At 72.1% G+C, this 16,058-nt stretch carries 12 protein-coding genes; 4 read left to right on the top strand and 8 right to left on the bottom strand.

What is annotated here, in order from left to right; translation table 11 throughout:
* The first annotated feature begins 11 nt into the window (after positions 1 to 11).
* The gene (locus tag ABZX85_RS04475) at positions 12 to 1,772 is read left to right on the top strand and encodes an asparagine synthase-related protein (RefSeq protein WP_355862471.1); all 1,761 of its coding nucleotides are present in this window, start codon (positions 12 to 14) and stop codon (positions 1,770 to 1,772) included.
* Positions 1,773 to 1,969: 197 nt separating this feature from the next.
* Here ABZX85_RS04475 and ABZX85_RS04470 read toward each other — a convergent pair whose 3' ends face one another.
* Entirely contained in the window at positions 1,970 to 2,296 is a 327-nt protein-coding gene (locus ABZX85_RS04470; protein ID WP_355862470.1) for an antibiotic biosynthesis monooxygenase family protein, read from the bottom strand.
* Between the two features lie 160 nt (positions 2,297 to 2,456).
* Between ABZX85_RS04470 and ABZX85_RS04465 the strand changes: the two genes are divergently transcribed.
* The gene (locus ABZX85_RS04465; RefSeq protein ID WP_355862469.1) at positions 2,457 to 3,956 is read left to right on the top strand and encodes an oligopeptide:H+ symporter; all 1,500 of its coding nucleotides are present in this window, start codon (positions 2,457 to 2,459) and stop codon (positions 3,954 to 3,956) included.
* Positions 3,957 to 4,092: 136 nt separating this feature from the next.
* Here the strand turns inward: ABZX85_RS04465 and ABZX85_RS04460 are convergent, their stop codons facing one another.
* The 3 genes from ABZX85_RS04460 to ABZX85_RS04450 form a co-directional block, all read right to left on the bottom strand.
* Positions 4,093 to 6,126 (bottom strand): TerD family protein, encoded by a 2,034-nt coding sequence (locus ABZX85_RS04460; protein WP_355862468.1) that lies wholly within the window; start codon positions 6,124 to 6,126, stop codon positions 4,093 to 4,095.
* Positions 6,127 to 6,149: 23 nt separating this feature from the next.
* On the bottom strand, positions 6,150 to 7,508 hold the full coding sequence (locus ABZX85_RS04455) for a TRAM domain-containing protein (protein WP_355862467.1): 1,359 nt from the start codon (positions 7,506 to 7,508) through the stop codon (positions 6,150 to 6,152).
* 141 nt (positions 7,509 to 7,649) lie between these two features.
* The gene (locus ABZX85_RS04450; protein WP_355862466.1) at positions 7,650 to 9,707 is read right to left on the bottom strand and encodes an APC family permease; all 2,058 of its coding nucleotides are present in this window, start codon (positions 9,705 to 9,707) and stop codon (positions 7,650 to 7,652) included.
* Positions 9,708 to 10,026: 319 nt separating this feature from the next.
* Between ABZX85_RS04450 and ABZX85_RS04445 the strand changes: the two genes are divergently transcribed.
* Together ABZX85_RS04445 and ABZX85_RS04440 are read left to right on the top strand one after the other, a co-directional pair.
* On the top strand, positions 10,027 to 10,698 hold the full coding sequence (locus tag ABZX85_RS04445; protein ID WP_355862465.1) for a TrkA family potassium uptake protein: 672 nt from the start codon (positions 10,027 to 10,029) through the stop codon (positions 10,696 to 10,698).
* Positions 10,695 to 11,372, top strand: a complete 678-nt coding sequence (locus ABZX85_RS04440; protein ID WP_355862464.1) for a TrkA family potassium uptake protein — start codon at positions 10,695 to 10,697, stop codon at positions 11,370 to 11,372. Before ABZX85_RS04445 ends, ABZX85_RS04440 begins: the two co-directional genes overlap by 4 nt.
* A gap of 177 nt (positions 11,373 to 11,549) precedes the next feature.
* On the opposite strand, the gene ABZX85_RS04435 is transcribed toward ABZX85_RS04440, so the two are convergent.
* Genes ABZX85_RS04435 through ABZX85_RS04420 form a run of 4 tightly spaced genes read right to left on the bottom strand, consistent with a single transcriptional unit; the run spans position 11,550 to position 16,023 of the window.
* Positions 11,550 to 12,281, bottom strand: a complete 732-nt coding sequence (locus ABZX85_RS04435) for a DUF3159 domain-containing protein (RefSeq protein ID WP_355862463.1) — start codon at positions 12,279 to 12,281, stop codon at positions 11,550 to 11,552.
* 3 nt (positions 12,282 to 12,284) lie between these two features.
* Complete coding sequence (locus ABZX85_RS04430; protein WP_355862462.1) at positions 12,285 to 12,683, bottom strand: OB-fold nucleic acid binding domain-containing protein; 399 nt, start codon at positions 12,681 to 12,683, stop codon at positions 12,285 to 12,287.
* Positions 12,684 to 12,724: 41 nt separating this feature from the next.
* Entirely contained in the window at positions 12,725 to 13,441 is a 717-nt protein-coding gene (locus ABZX85_RS04425; RefSeq protein WP_355862461.1) for a response regulator, read from the bottom strand.
* Positions 13,438 to 16,023, bottom strand: a complete 2,586-nt coding sequence (locus ABZX85_RS04420) for a sensor histidine kinase KdpD (protein ID WP_355862460.1) — start codon at positions 16,021 to 16,023, stop codon at positions 13,438 to 13,440. Before ABZX85_RS04420 ends, ABZX85_RS04425 begins: the two co-directional genes overlap by 4 nt.
* Positions 16,024 to 16,058 lie beyond the last annotated feature (35 nt).

The following is a 16,058-nucleotide window of genomic DNA, read 5'->3' as shown; positions in this document are numbered from 1 at the left end:
AGTCAAGTCCCGTGTCAGAGCTCGCCGGTTGGGTCGATTTCACGCAAGAGCTGCCCGAGGGGCGGGACACCGTCGTGGCGATGGCCCGCGCGCTGCGCGCCGGGGACGCGGACGGGGTGCGGCTGTGGGAGGGGCCGGGGGCGGTTCTGGCGCTGCGGCCGTCGCCCGCCGCCGTCCTCGCCGGGACGCCGGGTCCGGCGGCGGAGGGGGACAGCCTCGGCACGGTCGCCGCCGCGGCGTTCGCCGGGCACTGCGACAACCGGGCCGAGCTGCCGCCCGCCCGCGACGACACCGGGGCGGTCCTGCTGTCCTGGCTCGCGTCCGGCGCCCGTACCGCCGAGCGGCTGCGCGGCTCGTACGCGCTGGCGGTCTGGGAGCCGCGGACGGCCGAACTCACCCTGGTCCGGGACCACTTGGGCACCCGCCCGCTGTACTGGGCGCAGACCCCGACCGGGGTCGTCTTCGCCTCCCGCCCCGCCGCCCTGTTCACCCACCCCGCCCTGCCCCCCCGCCTCGACGAGGACGCCCTGCGCACGGTCCTGTCCGGCGTCAACGTCCCGGGCCGGACGGTCTTCGGGGACGTGTACGAGGTTCCCGCGGGCCACGCCGTGCGGTTCACCCGCGCCGGCCGGACCGTACGCCGCTACTGGCGGCCCGAGGCGGCCGGGCATCCGGACGACGTGGCCGCCACCGCCGTACGCGTCCGTGAGCTGCTGGCGGACGCCGTGGCGGAGGGGGCCGGGCGGCCGGGGGCGCGGGTCGGGAGTCTGATGTCCGGGGGGCTGGACTCCAGCGCGCTCACCGCGCTGCTGGCGGCGGGCGCCGAGGGGCCGGTGCGGACGTTCGCCGTCGACTACCAGGGGTACGAGGAGAACTTCCGTCCGCACATCGTGCGGCCCGATCCGGACAGCCCGTTCGTGCGGGACATGGCCGCGCATCTCGGGACGGACCACACCGACGTCGTCCTCACGACGCGGGATCTGCTGCGGCCCGAGGTGTGGGCGCGGCTCGTCGCGGAGCTGGACCAGCCCCGGCTGTTCGCGGACACCGAGCCGTCGATGTCCCAGTTGTACGGGGCGGTCGCGGGGCGGGTGGACGTCCTGCTCGGCGGGGAGGGCGCGGACGAGCTGTTCGGGGGGTTCCCCTGGTTCCACCATCCCCGGTGGGCCGAGGCGCCCGACTTCCCGTGGACGCCGACGACCGACGAACTCGTGGGCACGCTGTTCGCGCCGGCGATGAAGGAGCTGGAGGTCCTGGCGTTCCGCGCGGACCACTACGCGACCGCCCTCGCGGAGATCCCCGGGCTGCGGGGCGAGAACCGCCGGGAGCGCCGGATGCGGGAACTGGCGTACCTCTTCACGACCCGTTTCCTCCCCGAACAGCTCGACCGCGCGCACCGTTTCGGCGCCGCGTCCGGCATCGACGTCCGCCTCCCCTTCTGCGACCACCGCCTGGTCCAGTACGCCCTGAACATCCCCTGGACGACGAAGACGTCCGACGGCTGGGAAAAAAGCACCCTCCGCGCGGCCGTGGCGGACCTCCTGCCCGCCTCGGTCCTCGGCCGCCGCAAGTCGGGCTACCCGATGACCCACGACACGACGTACGACACCACCCTCCGCACCCGCCTCGCCGCCCTCCCCCCGACCGCCCCGGTCCGCCCCCTCCTGTCCCCCACAGCCCTCGACTCCCCCCGCCTGAGCCGCACGGAACTCGAACTGGCCCTGAAGCTGAACGCGTGGCTGGAGGAGTGGGGGCTGACACTGCCGGGGTGAGAGAGGGCTCCGCGGGCCGGGGGGGCGGGCATGGGCTGAGGGGGCACGGGCGGGGTACGCGCCGGGAGTTCATGGGCGGGGGGCCACAGGCCGAGGGGCCACAGGCCGGGGGCGCGGGTCTTTGCGGCTCGCGCCCCTGTCGTACCACCGCCACCGCCGGGCAGCCCCCTGCCGCTGCTCCCGCCCCTGTCCTCTCCCTACCCCTCCGCCGCCGCCCCCCGCAGCAGGCACACGGTCTCGCTCAGCCGCATCTCGCCGCCCCGGCGGTACGGCTGGAGGCGGCGGCGGTTGACGACGTGTTCCTCGCTGAGTTCGAAGCGGTGGAAGCTGGCCCGGTCGGTCCAGTCGGTGACGACGTAGTAGACGTCGAGCTCGTCGGCGGAGCGGGCCAGGGACTGGGCGAGGTTGCCGGGCTGGGCGGCGATGCCCCGGCCCACCTCCTCCCACACCTTCTCGAACTCGGCGCCGAGCCCGGGGACGGTCTCCATGCGCAGCATCACGCGGAAGGGAAGCGAAGCGGGCATCTGAGCAACCTCCGAAGCGGGTGGGGGCCGAGAGAGCGCCGCCAGTGTCCGCACCCCGCCTCGACCCCCGCTCGAACCGCGCCCTTCGAGCCGTCCTCCACCGCGTCTGGACGGTCCGGGGCGAGCCTCTCCTCCCCTCAGCCGTCCCCTTGGAGGAGCCATGACCGCGCCGGCCAAGCCCCCCGTCCTCCCCCGGTCAGGACGCCCCGCCGGCCGGGGCCCGCTCGGCTGGCCCCGCTGGTTCACCACCCTGTTCGGCACGGACATCTGGGAGCGGTTCAGCTTCTACGGCATGACGGCGATCCTCGTCCTGTACGCGACGGAGCCCACCGCCGACGGCGGCCTCGGCCTCTCCGACTCGGACGCGGCGCTCCTGTTCGGCCTCTACATGGCGTCCGTGTTCCTGTGCTCGGTGCCGGGCGGCTGGCTGGGCGACCGCCTGTTCGGCGCGTCGAGAGCGGTCCTGTACGGCGGTGTCCTGATCGCCCTCGGCCATGTGTCGATGGCGATCCCGGGCCGGCTCCTCTTCTACCCCGGCCTCCTCCTGATCGCCGCCGGCACCGGCCTCCTCAAGCCGAACATGGCGAACCTGCTGAGCGCGTTCTACGCGCCGCGGGACCGGGCGGGCCGCGACGCCGGGTTCGCGATCTTCTACATGAGCGTGCAGGTCAGCGCGCTGGCCGCGCCGGTGATCGTCGGCGCGGTCGGTGAGACGGTCGACTGGCACCTCGGGTTCGGCCTGGCCGCCGTCGGCATGGCCCTCGGTCTCCTCCAGTACGTCCGCGGGACCCGGCACTTCGGCGACACGGGGCGCGCTCCGTCCCGCGCGGCGACGCCGGCCCAGCGCACGCGGGTCGTCCGCCGGAGCCTGGTCGTGGCGGCCGTCCTGGCGGTCGGCTACGGGACGGACGCGGCGCTGGGCGCCTTCGAGATCGTCCATGTCATGGGCCTGATCGGCCTGTTGACGATCGTCGTCCCCGCCGTGTTCTTCTGGCGGCTCCTGCGCAACCCCCTCCTGACGCCGGAGGAGCGCGTCCGGGTGAAGACCTACATCTGGCTCTTCCTCGCCTCCGCCCTCTTCTGGGCGATGTTCCTCCAGGGCGGCTCGGTCTTCTCCCTCTTCGCGAAGGAGACGACCGACCGCTCGGTGCTGGGCACGACGATCCCCACGAGCTGGTTCCAGTCCGCGACCCCGCTGTTCGTGCTGTTGACGGCCCCCCTCTTCGCCACCCTGTGGCGCAGAGCCGGCGACCGCATCAACACCGCCGTCAAGTTCGGCATCGGCATGATCAGCACCGCCCTCGCCTACACGGTCATGTCCCTCGCCGCCTGGCAGGCGACCGCCTCGGCCTCCGGCAAGGTCTCCCCCTGGTGGCTGGTCGCCGCGTTCCTCCTCCTGGCAGCCGGCGAAGTCGCCTTCGCCCCCGTGGGCATGAGCGCCACCACAGCCATCGCCCCCGCCACCTTCGTCAGCCAGATGGTCGGCCTCTTCTGGCTGGCCGGAGCCCTCGGCGGCGGCCTCGGCGGCAACGCCCTCAAACTCTCCGGCGACGAGTCCCCCTCCGCCGCCTACTTCCTCACCCTCGGCCTCATCACCCTCACCGCCGGCATCACCCTCATCCTCACCCGCAACCCCCTAGGCCGCCGCCTAGGCGTCTGACCCCGGAGCCGCCCCATGACCACCCCACCCCCCGCCCCGGCCCCTCCCCCACCCCTGCTGGCGGGGGAGGACGAGAACGCGTACGGAGAGGAACCCCACATCTGGCGGGGCACCGACTGACCACCGTACGGACGGGTCAGCCGTCCACATCGACGCCGTAGCCGCGCGCCAGTTCGGCCAGACCGTGGTCGTACCCCTGCCCGACGGCCCGCATCCGCCAGCCCTCTCCCCTGCGGTACAGCTCGGCGAGGATCATCGTGCGCTCGGTGGTGGCGGCGTCGAGGGTGGCCCGCACGGCCGGGGCCGCGCCGATCCCGCACGTGAGCGTGATCTCGACGGCTCCGACGTCCGAGAAGGTCGCCGCGCCGTCGATCGCCGCGGCGACGACGACCCTCCGGATCTCCAGGGGCAGCCGCTCCAGGTCCACGGTGACGGCCTGTTCCGTCGGGCCGTCCGTGGCGAGCAGGACGGTGCCGTCGGGGTGCTCGGGGGCGCCGTAGAACACGAAGTCCTCGTCTCCCGCGACCTGTTCCCGCTCGTCGACCGCGAACGCGACGAGGTCCACGTCGCAGAGGGCGTGCTGGCTCCAGGAGGCGGCGAGGGTCCAGGGGGTGGCGGTGTGAGTGCCGGGGCGAGTGCCCGTGGGATCGGCGCCGGTGTGATCGGTGCCGATGTGATTGTCTGCGCCGGTGTCGGGAAGGTCGATGACGGCGCCTCGGACCAGCACCTCGGCTTCCGGCGCGACCACCACCACGACGGCTTCCGTCCCGGCCCCGGCCCCGGTCCTGGTCTCGGTGCCGGCCCCCGTCTCGGCTTCGGCCCCGGCCCCGGCCTCGGTCTCGGTCCCGGCCTCAGCCCCGGCCTGCCCGCGCTCAGCAGGCGCGGATGCCCCCGCGAGGAGCCAGGCCGCGTCATGGACACGGAGCCCGAGAGCGGTGACACGGCTCATCCGCCGGTCCCCCTCGCCACCGGGCAGTACGACCACGTCGGTCACCCCGGCCGAGAGGTTGACCGCGGCGGAGGCGCCGAGCGCGACGGCCCGAGCACGTGCTTCCGCAGCCGCCTCATGGGGACCGCCCAGCACCAGAACCCTGCGCCCACCGAGCACCCGCCCCGGACCGGAGACAGAAGCAGGAGCGGAAACGGACGCGGAAACGGGATCAGGAGCGGAGGCGGAACCTGCACCTACCGTCCGCTGAGGCGGAACGGTTCGCACGGCCGCCGTCCCCTTCCCCGCACTCTGCCGGGCAACCCCCTTGGCCCGACCAGGCCGCACATCCTCCAGCAGCCGCAGATAGGCCGCCTCGTCCACGAACGGGACGCCTTCCCGGACGGCCCGGCGCAGCTTCTCCGACCCCGCCCCCGGATCGTTGGTGACGACGACACCGGTCCGGCCGCTCACCGACGTCATCATGTTCAGCCCGGCCGCCACCGAACGGGCGACCAACTCCTCACGCGAGACCCGGGTGTCCCCGGTGATCGCGACCTTCATCCCCTGCACCAACGGCCCACCGACCCCCAGCCGCCCCGGATCACGGTAAGCACAGGGCGTCTTGGGCACGTACGGCTTGTAGTCCTGCCGAGGCGGACACTCCACCAACGGCAGAGCCAGCCCCAGCCGCCCGGCCTCCTCCAACGACCTCCTCAACACCCCGGACAACACCCGCACATCGTCCTGCGCGTCATGCGCCCGCTCCTGACGCACACCGTAATGAGCGGCGAGCGTACCCAACTTCAGATCCGCCGTCGCAGGCCCGACCAGCCGGTTCAACGCCAGCGTGCACAACCGCCGCCCGACCGGAACCCACGACCGCGCCCGCGCGAACTCATGCGCCAGGAAGTCGTAGTCGAACTGCGCGTTGTGAGCGACGAGCACCCGGCCCCGGAGCAACTCCCCCACCCGCACGGCGACATCCTCGAACACGGGCGCCCCGGCGAGCCGGGCAGCGGTGAGCCCATGCACATGCACCGGCCCGGGATCACACCCCGGATCGAGCAACGTCGCGAACTCCCCCGTCCGGTTCCCGTCCCCGTCCAGCGTCAGAACCGCAAGCGACAACACCCGATCCCGCCCGGGCCGCAACCCGGAGGTCTCCACATCCACCAACGCCCAGTCATGCCCGTACTCAGGAAGAACGGACCACTGCGAACTCGGCGACGACAAGCCCATACACGGGTCCCCTCCCCGTCGGCTCAGCCCTTCTTGGCCGGCTCCAGAATCGCCACGCACTCCACATGATGAGTCATCGGAAACAGATCGAACGCCCGAAGCATCCGCACCCGATACCCCCCCTCCCGGAAATACCCCAGATCCCGGGCCAACGCAGCCGGATCGCAAGCCACGTAAGCGATCCGCCGGGCCCCGAGGGAGGCAAGGTGCTGGACGGTCGAGCGGCCGGCGCCCGCGCGAGGGGGGTCGAGGACGATCAGGTCGACCTCGGTGATGCCGGTGCGAGGGAGGACGGAATCGACCTTGCCCTGCTCGATGCGGACGCGAGGGAAAGCCGCGAGGTTGTGCCGCGCGTCCTCCACCGCCCGCTTCCCGGACTCGATCCCGAGGACGGCCCCCTTCTCGCCGAGCCGGTCCGCGAGGGCGCCCGCGAAGAGGCCGACGCCGCAGTAGAGGTCGAGGGCCATCTCCCCCTTACGGGGCAGGAGCCCCTGCATGACCGCGAGGACGAGCGTGTCGGCCGCCTTCGGGTGGACCTGCCAGAAACCCCCGCTGCCGACCCGGTGCGTACGCCCGTCGGCCCGCTCACGGACGAAGGGCCGGCCATGGACACGGTGGACACCGCCGTCCCGCTCCTCGACCCGCATGACGGAGACCGGTTTGTCCAGCTCGACGAGGGGAAGGCGGGCGCCGGGGCGCGGCGTGAGGATGACCTGCCGGTCCTGGGACCCGGTCGCGGCGATCGCCTCGACGCTCTCCATCCCGGCCCAGTCCCGCTTCTCGACACCGAGCTCGCTGACCCCGGGCGCCGCGATCATGCAGTGGTCGATCACCTCGACCTCGTGGGAGCGGTGGCGGCGCAGACCGGCGTTGCCGTCCGCGTCGACGGCGTACTGCACCCTCGTACGCCACTGCGGCACCTCACCGGAGGGCAGCTTGTCGCCCTCGGCGGGCATGACGGTGCCGTCCCAGCCCACCTCCTCGGGGGTGAGCCCGGCGAGGCGCAGCAGCTGTTCGGCGACGACCTCGCCCTTCATCCGCCGCTGGGCCCCCGGCTTGGCGTGCTGCCAGTCGCAGCCCCCGCACTTCCCGGGCCCGGCGTACGGGCAGGGCGCCTCGACCCGGTCCTTGGACGCGGTGCGGATCTCGACGGCGTCGGCACGCAGGAACCGCGCCCCTTCCTCGCCCTCGGTGACCCGCGCCAGCACGCGCTCCCCGGGCAGCGCGTGCCGCACGAACAGCACCTGCCCCTCGTCGGTCCGCGCGATGCAGTGCCCGCCGTGCGCGACGGGCCCGACCTCGACCTCGTACTCCTGTCCGACGAGCGACACCCGCTCGTCGAGAGACTCCCCCGCCTGCGGTTTCTTCGGTTCTGCCTGCATGGCGGGGTGACTCCAGATCGGGAAGGCGACAGGGGGTGCGCGGCGGAGGCGGCGGCCTCGGGACCGGCGTACGACGACAGCCGTCCAGTCTAGGCCCTGCGCACCAGAGCCACGACCGCCGTACGGGACACCCCCCGGCGCCTACTCCCCGCGTCCGCTCGTCTCCCTGGGCCGCTCGGGAGAGCCCGCGGGACCCCGTCGGACGGAGCCCGGCGCGTTCCACTCCTGCCGGCGCCGGGCGCGCTGCTTGGCGGCCTCGGAGGACTGGAGCTGGTAGGGGACGGAGGTGACCATGATGCCCGGCGTGAACAGGAGGCGGCCCTTGAGACGCAGCGCGCTCTGGTTGTGCAGCAGATGCTCGTACCAGTGCCCGACGACGTACTCGGGGATGATCACCGACACCGCGTCCCGCGGCGACTCCCGCCGCAGGCTCTTGACGTACTCGATGACCGGCCGCGTGACCTCCCGGTAGGGCGAGTCGAGGACCTTGAGCGGTACGTCGATCCCGCGCCGCTCCCACTCCTCGCGCAGCGCCTTCGTCTCGACCGGGTCGACGTTGACGGTGAGCGCCTCCAGCGTGTCCGACCGCATCAGCTTGGCGAAGGCGAGCGCCCGCAGCGTCGGCCGGTGGATCTTGGAGATCAGCAGCACGGAGTGGACGCGGGAGGGCCGGACGCTGTCGTCGCTCGGCCCCTCGCTCGCCGCCAGCTCCTCCGCGACCCCGTCGTAGTGGCGCCGGATCGCGGTCATCGTCGCGAAGAAGATGACCATCCCGAGCAGCGCCACCCACGCGCCGTGCGTGAACTTCGTGACGAGGACGACGACGAGGACGAGCCCGGTGAAGAACGCGCCGAACGCGTTGATCGCCCGCGAGCGGACCATGTGCCGGCGCTTCGCCGGGTCCGTCTCGGTGGCCAGCAGCCGGTTCCAGTGCCGGACCATGCCGGTCTGGCTGAGCGTGAAGGAGACGAACACGCCGACGATGTACAGCTGGATGAGGCGGGTGGAGTCGGCGCCGTAGATCCACACGAGGAGGATCGCGGCGCCCGCCAGCAGCACGATGCCGTTGGAGAAGGCGAGCCGGTCGCCGCGGGTGTGCAGCTGGCGCGGCAGGTAGCGGTCCTGCGCGAGGATCGAGCCGAGCACCGGGAACCCGTTGTAGGCGGTGTTCGCGGCGAGGAACAGCACGAGCGCGGTCGCCGCGGCGAGCACCACGAACAGGAAGCTCCCCTTGCCGAACACCGCCTCCGCGACCTGCGTGATCACCGGGTTCTGCACATACCCCGACCCGACTTCGACCCCGTTCCTGATCAGATCGGTCGCCGGGTTCTCCGCCATGCGTACGTCCGTGACGAGCGCGAGGACGATGATCCCGCAGAACATCGTCACCGCCAGCAGGCCCATCGCGGCGAGGGTGGTGGCCGCGTTCTTCGACTTGGGCTTGCGGAAGGCGGGCACGCCGTTGGAGATGGCCTCGACGCCGGTCAGCGCGGCGCAGCCGGAGGAGAAGGCCCGCAGCAGCAGGAAGACCAGCGCGAACCCGGCGAGCCCCTGGTGCTCGGCCTTGATCTCGAACTGCGCCGTCGGCGCGCGCATCGTCTCGTCCAGCACGAGCCCGCGGAAGGCGCCCCACGCGATCATGATGAAGACGCCCGCGACGAACACGTACGTCGGGATCGCGAAGAGCTTCCCGGACTCCTTCACCCCGCGCAGGTTCATCAGCGTCAGCAGGATGATGACGGCGACCGCGCACGCCGTCTTGTGCTCGACGACGAAGGGGATCGCGGAGCCGAGGTTCTCGATGCCGGAGGCGATGGACACGGCGACGGTCAGGACGTAGTCGACGAGCAGCGCGCTCGCGACGGTCAGGCCCGCCTTGGGTCCGAGGTTGGTCGTCGCCACCTCGTAGTCGCCGCCGCCGCTCGGGTACGCGTGGACGTTCTGCCGGTAGGAGGCGACCACGGTGAACATCAGGACGACCACCGCGAGGGCGATCCAGGGGGAGAAGTGGTACGCCGACACGCCCGCGATGGACAGGACCAGCAGCACCTCCCCGGGCGCGTAGGCCACGGAGGACAGCGGGTCGGAGGCGAAGACTGGGAGGGCGATGCGCTTCGGCAGGAGCGTTTCCCCAAGCCGATCACTGCGCAGAGCGCGCCCGATCAGAATCCGCTTGGGCACGTCGGTCAGTTTGGACACAACAGAGAATCGTATGCCTTCGAACAGGCAGCCGCCCACCTCCTGGCCCCTGCCTTCATCACAAGGTCACGTGGAACGCGCCACTCCGTACGCCGGGGGCCGTCCGCGTCCCCCTCCCGCGAGGCCGGTGGCGGGAACCGCTACGTTGGAAGTGGGCAAATCGACGTCGGCTCCCGGACCTCAGCCGGAGGTTCCCGGGCATGATGTCTGCCTGGCGGTCGTCATCCGGCCGCGACGCATTGCCCGAAGAGCCGAGAGAGGAACATGAGAACGACAGCGACGCAGGTCATCGGGCCTGTGGGGAGCGTGGTGTAGGGCCATGCACATCGTCATCATGGGCTGTGGCCGGGTGGGCTCCGCCCTCGCGCAGACCCTGGAGCGACAGGGTCACACCGTCGCCGTGATCGACCAGGACCCGACCGCGTTCCGGCGCCTCGGCTCCTCCTTCGGCGGTCGCCGGGTCACCGGCATCGGCTTCGACCAGGACACCCTGCGCGAGGCCGGCATCGAGGAGGCGGGCGCCTTCGCCGCCGTCTCCAGCGGTGACAACTCCAACATCATCGCCGCCCGGGTGGCCCGCGAGATGTTCGGCGTGGAGAACGTCGCGGCCAGGATCTACGACCCGCGCCGCGCCGAGGTCTACCAGCGCCTGGGCATCCCCACGGTCGCCACGGTCCGCTGGACCGCCGACCAGATGCTGCGCCGGCTCCTCCCGTCCGGCGCCGAGCCGCTGTGGCGCGACCCCACGGGCGGTGTCCAGCTCGCCGAGGTGCACGCGTCGCCGTCCTGGATCGGCCACAAGATCAGCACGCTCCAGGAGGAGACCGGGGTCCGTGTGGCCTTCCTCACCCGGCTGGGCGAGGCGATCCTCCCGTCCTCGCAGACGGTCCTCCAGGAAGGCGACCTCGTGCACGTCATGATGCGGACCGACGAGGTCGAGAAGGTCGAGGCGGCCTTCTCCGAGGGTCCGCAGGAAGGCGGTCACCGATGAGGGTCGCCATCGCCGGAGCCGGCGCCGTCGGCCGCTCGATCGCGGGCGAGCTGCTGGAGAACGGGCACGAGGTCCTCCTGGTCGACAAGGCCCCCACCGCCATCTCGGTCGAGCGGGTCCCCCAGGCGGAGTGGCTCCTCGCCGACGCCTGCGAGATCACGTCCCTGGACGAGGCGGCGCTCCAGCGCTGCAACGTGGTGATCGCCGCGACGGGCGACGACAAGGTCAACCTGGTCGTCTCGCTGCTGGCCAAGACGGAGTACGGCGTCCCCCGGGTCGTCGCGCGCGTCAACAACCCGAAGAACGAGTGGCTGTTCAACGAGTCCTGGGGGGTGGACGTCGCGGTGTCGACCCCTCGGCTGATGTCGGCGCTGGTGGAGGAGGCGGTCTCGGTCGGCGACCTGGTCCGGCTGCTGCGCTTCAGCCACGGTGACGCGAACCTGGTCGAGCTGACCCTGCCCGAGGAGTCGGCGCTGGCCGGCACGCAGGTGGGGGACGTGGAGTGGCCGCAGGACACGTCCCTGGTCACCATCATCCGGGGCAACCGGGTCCTGACGCCGACCGCGGAGGACTCCCTGGAGGCGGGGGACGAGCTGCTGTTCGTGGCGGCTCCGGCGCGGGAGGAGCAGCTGGAGGATCTGCTGTCGGTGCGCAGGGAAGAGACGGACGCGTAAGAGTTCGGCATGAGGAAGGGCTCGCTCCGTACGTACGGAGCGAGCCCTTTTTCGCGTCGTGGAGGGCGCGTCGTGGGGGGGGCGCGTCGTGGGGGGGCGCGTCGTGGGGGGGGGCGCGTCGTGGGGGGGCGCGTCGTGGGGGGGCGCGTCGTCGAGGGGGCGTCGTCGAGGGGGCCGTCAGCCCTGTTCGGCTCCCCGGGCGGCGGCGGCCTTCCGCTCCTCCTCCGCCTTCTCCTCGGCCTCCATCTCCGCGAACACGTCGATGGGCGCCGGGGCCTTCGCGAGGAACACCCAGGTCAACCAGACCGCCAGCAGGAACGGCGGGATCTTCAGCGCGATGAGGACCCAGCCGAGCTGCGTCGTGTCGGCCCACCAGTACAGCGGGAAGAGGATCGCGCACTTGGCGAGCAGGATCAGCCCCCAGGCCCAACTGGCCTTGGAGTACGCCTTCTTGCGGCCGGGGTTGCGGGTCCGCCAGGAGAGGTTCTCCTTGAAGACCGGCCCGAGCATGAGCCCGATCAGCGGGACCCCGCACAGCGTGGTGACGATGTAGGCGAGCGCCAGCCCCAGGGTGTACAGCATGCCCGGGAGGTAGAAGTCCTTCGCGTTGCCGGTCATCATCGCGAAGACGACACCGAAGGCGACCCCGAAGACGCCGCTGAACGCGTGCTTGACGGTGCCCTTCATCGCGAGCCGCACCACGACCAGCACGACGGACACCGCGAGCGCGGCGATCGCCGACATGTGCAGGTCCTGGTTGATCGTGTAGATCGTGACGAACAGCAGGCCGGGCATCACCGTCTCGACCATGCCCCGCACGCCGCCGAACGCCTCGAACAACGCGGCCTCGGTCACCGCCCGGGCGTCCCGCGCCTGCTCTTCTTCGGTCGGCTTGTCGAGCGACGTCACCGGCTACTCCCTACCGAGGGGTCTCAGTTCGTACTTCGGATTGAACAGCACGCGCCGGCCTCTGCTCAGCGAGATCCGGCCCGACGCGATCAGCCGGCGGCCCGGCTCTATGCCGACGATGGAGCGCCGCCCCAGCCACACCACGTCCAACGCGGCGGAGCCGTCGAACAGTTCCGCCTCCAGCGCCGGGACTCCGGCCCGCGGGCGCAGAGTGACCGTGCGCAACGTACCAGTAACGGTCACTATCTGCCGATCCCGGCAGTCCTCGATCCGCGTACACCCGGCGGTCTCGGCGTCCTCCCGCAGCTCCTCGGACTCCAGGTCCTCCTGGGACGAGGAGAGCCGGTCGAGCATACGCCGGAACCGGCCCACCGGCTTCTCGGAATGCGGAACAGCACTCATACCCAAAAGCCTACCGGCCCCCGACGACACCCCCACCCCGGTCACTTCTCGAACCTGTACCCCATCCCCGGCTCGGTAATGAAGTGCCGAGGGTGCGCCGGGTCCCCCTCCAGCTTTCGCCGCAGCTGCGCCATGTACACCCGCAGATAGTTCGTCTCCGTCCCGTACGACGGCCCCCACACCTCCTGGAGCAGCTGCCGCTGGCTGACCAGGCGGCCGGTGTTGCGGACGAGGACCTCCAGGAGATGCCACTCGGTGGGCGTGAGGCGGACGTCCTTCCCGCCCCGGTTGACCTTCTTCGCCGCGAGGTCGACGGTGAACCCCTCGGTCTCGACGAGCACCTCCCCCTCCCCCGGCCCCACCGGCTCGGCCCTGCGCACGGCCGCCCGCAGCCGCGCCAGCAGCTCGTCCATCCCGAACGGCTTGGTGACGTAGTCGTCGGCCCCGGCGTCCAGCGCCTGCACCTTCTCGTCGGAGGAGTGCCGCGCGGACAGCACCAGGATCGGCACCCGCGTCCACCCCCGCAGCCCTTTGATCACCTCGACGCCGTCCATGTCGGGCAGCCCCAGGTCGAGCACGACGACGTCGGGATGCCGGGCCGCGGCCAGCTGCAACGCGCTCGCCCCGTCGTGCGCCGCGTCGACCTCGTACTTGCGCGCCCTGAGGTTGATCACGAGCGCCCGCACGATCTGCGGCTCGTCGTCGACCACGAGCACCCTCGTGGGGCCCTGGGGGTTGCCCCCGGTGGGGCTCATCATGTGGCCTGCCTCTCGGACGGTCCCGAACGTTCTGCCGGTACGACGTCGGCGGCACCGGACGCCGTGCCCTCCCCCGCTCCGGACGGCCCGGCCGCCGCGCGGAGCGTGAGCACCATCGTGAGCCCGCCGCCCGGTGTGTCCTCGGCGGCCAGTGTGCCGCCCATCGCCTCGACGAACCCCCGCGCCACGGCGAGCCCGAGCCCGACCCCGGCACCGCGCGGGGCGTCACCGTACCGCTGGAAGGGGGCGAAGATGCGTTCCTTGGCGTCGTCGGGCACCCCGGGCCCGCGGTCCACGACCCGCACCTCGACCCGCTCGGACAGGGCGCTCGCCGCGACGAGCACGGTCTGTCCGCCCGGGCTGTACTTGACGGCGTTCTCCACGAGGTTGGCGACGGCCCGCTCCAGCAGCCCCGCGTCCACCGACACCATGGGCAGCGTCTCCGGGATGTCCAGCTCGACGCTGTCCTCGGGGACCCCGCCGAGCGCCATCGGCACCACCTCGTCGAGGTCGATCTCCCGCACGATCGGCGTGACCGTCCCGGTCTGGAGCCGGGACATGTCGAGGAGGTTCCCGACGAGGTGGTCGAGCCGGTCGGCGCCGTCCTCGATCCCTTCGAGCAGCTCCGCCTGGTCCTCCTCGGACCAGGCCACGTCGTCCGACCTGAGGCTGGAGACCGCCGCCTTGATCCCGGCGAGGGGGGTGCGCAGGTCGTGGCTGACGGCGGCCAGCAGCGCCGTGCGGATGCGGTTGCCCTCGGCGAGCGCCCGCGCCCGGTCGGCCTCCTCCTGGAGGCGCCGGCGGTCGAGGACGACGGCGGCCTGCGCCCCGAACGCCGCGAGCACCCGCCGGTCCTCGGCCGGCAGCACCCGCCCGGTCAGCGCGAGCGCCATGTGGTCCCCGACCGGCACGTCCACGTCGGCGTCCTCGGGGCGCGCCACCTCCCGCCCGAACCCGACGCGCCCGGCGCAGGTCCACGGCGCGACGTCGCTCTCCCGCTCCAGGAGCGCCGCCGACTCCATCCCGAAGGTCTCCCGCACCCGCTCCAGGAGGGCCTCCAGGCTGGTCTCCCCGCGCAGCACGTTCCCCGCGAGGAACGACAGGATCTCCGACTCCGCCCTCAGCCGGGCCGCCTGATGCGTGCGCCGGGCGGCGAGGTCGACGACGGACGCGACCGATATCGCCACGCCGACGAAGATCACGATGGCGACGATGTTCTTCGGGTCGGCGATCGTGAACCGGTGCAGCGGGGGTGTGTAGAAGTAGTTCAGCAGCAGGGAGCCGAGCGCCGCCGAGGCGAGGGCCGGCAGCAGCCCGCCGAGGAGGGCGGCGGCGACCGTCAGCGCCAGGAACAGCAGCATGTCGTTGGCGAGGCCGAGGTGGACGGCGTTCAGCAGGAGGGCGAGGCCGACCGGGCCGCCGACGCCGACCAGCCAGCCCCACAGGATGCGGGCCCGCCCGAGCCGCGCGCCCCGGGCGACGGGCAGGCCGCGGCCCTTGGCGACCTCTTCGTGGGTGACGATGTGGACGTCCAGGTCGGGTCCGGAATCGCGGGCGACCGTCGTCCCGACGCCGGGGCCGAACATGTACTGCCACGCCTTGCGCCGGGACGAGCCGAGCACGATCTGCGTCGCGTTCGCTCCCCGCGCGAAGTCGAGGAGCGCGGCGGGGATGTCGTCCCCGACGACGTGGTGGAACGTGCCGCCGAGGTCCTCGACCAGGGTGCGCTGCACGGCCAGCTCCTTCGGCGAGGCGGAGGTGAGGCCGTCGCTGCGGGAGATGTACACGGCGAGGACCTCGCCGCCGGCGCCCTTCTCCGCGAGGCGTGCCGCCCGCCGGATCAGGGTGCGTCCCTCGGGGCCGCCGGTCAGCCCGACGACGATCCGCTCCCGGGAGCCCCAGATCGCGGAGACGCGGTGCTCGCTGCGGTACTGGTTCAGGTACTCGTCGACCCGGTCGGCCACCCACAGGAGGGCCAGCTCGCGCAGCGCGGTGAGGTTCCCGGGGCGGAAGTAGTTCGACAGGGCCGCGTCGACCTTGTCGGGCTGGTAGATGTTGCCGTGCGCCATGCGGCGGCGCAGGGCCTGCGGGGACATGTCCACCAGTTCGACCTGGTCCGCGCGGCGCACCACCTCGTCCGGCACGGTCTCGCGCTGGCGTACGCCGGTGATCGACTCGACGACGTCGCCCAGGGACTCCAGGTGCTGGATGTTCACCGTCGACACGACGTCGATGCCGGCCGCGAGCAGTTCCTCGACGTCCTGCCAGCGCTTCGCGTTGCGCGAGCCCGGGACGTTCGTGTGCGCCAGTTCGTCCACCAGGGCCACCGCCGGGGCCCTGCGCAGGACCGCGTCCACGTCCATCTCGGTGAACGTGCCGCCCCGGTAGTCGATCTCGCGGCGCTCGATCTCCTCCAGGCCGTGCAGCATCACCTCGGTGCGCGGGCGGCCGTGGTGCTCGACGAACGCCACGACGCAGTCCGTGCCCCGCTCGACCCTGCGGTGCGCCTCCGACAGCATCGCGTACGTCTTTCCGACGCCCGGCGCCGCACCGAGGTAGATCCGTAGCTTTCCGCGCGCCATGCCCTCATTGTCTTCCGCCGACCACCACGTGTGCA

Origin of the sequence: Streptomyces sp. NPDC004539 (assembly GCF_040610055.1) — a bacterium.
In the GTDB taxonomy this organism is placed as follows: Bacteria; Actinomycetota; Actinomycetes; order Streptomycetales; family Streptomycetaceae; genus Streptomyces.
The sequence above is the reverse complement of the archived record's forward strand: the minus strand, read 5'-3'. Positions and strand labels throughout refer to the sequence as shown.

Coding starts and splice junctions, on each gene's coding strand:
- ABZX85_RS04470 (WP_355862470.1), bottom strand. CDS start 2,296: ATGCCCGCTTCGCTTCCCTTCCGCGTGATGCTGCGCATGGAGACCGTC.
- ABZX85_RS04465 (WP_355862469.1), top strand. CDS start 2,457: ATGACCGCGCCGGCCAAGCCCCCCGTCCTCCCCCGGTCAGGACGCCCC.
- ABZX85_RS04460 (WP_355862468.1), bottom strand. CDS start 6,126: ATGGGCTTGTCGTCGCCGAGTTCGCAGTGGTCCGTTCTTCCTGAGTAC.
- ABZX85_RS04455 (WP_355862467.1), bottom strand. CDS start 7,508: ATGCAGGCAGAACCGAAGAAACCGCAGGCGGGGGAGTCTCTCGACGAG.
- ABZX85_RS04445 (WP_355862465.1), top strand. CDS start 10,027: ATGCACATCGTCATCATGGGCTGTGGCCGGGTGGGCTCCGCCCTCGCG.
- ABZX85_RS04440 (WP_355862464.1), top strand. CDS start 10,695: ATGAGGGTCGCCATCGCCGGAGCCGGCGCCGTCGGCCGCTCGATCGCG.
- ABZX85_RS04430 (WP_355862462.1), bottom strand. CDS start 12,683: ATGAGTGCTGTTCCGCATTCCGAGAAGCCGGTGGGCCGGTTCCGGCGT.
- ABZX85_RS04425 (WP_355862461.1), bottom strand. CDS start 13,441: ATGATGAGCCCCACCGGGGGCAACCCCCAGGGCCCCACGAGGGTGCTC.
- ABZX85_RS04420 (WP_355862460.1), bottom strand. CDS start 16,023: ATGGCGCGCGGAAAGCTACGGATCTACCTCGGTGCGGCGCCGGGCGTC.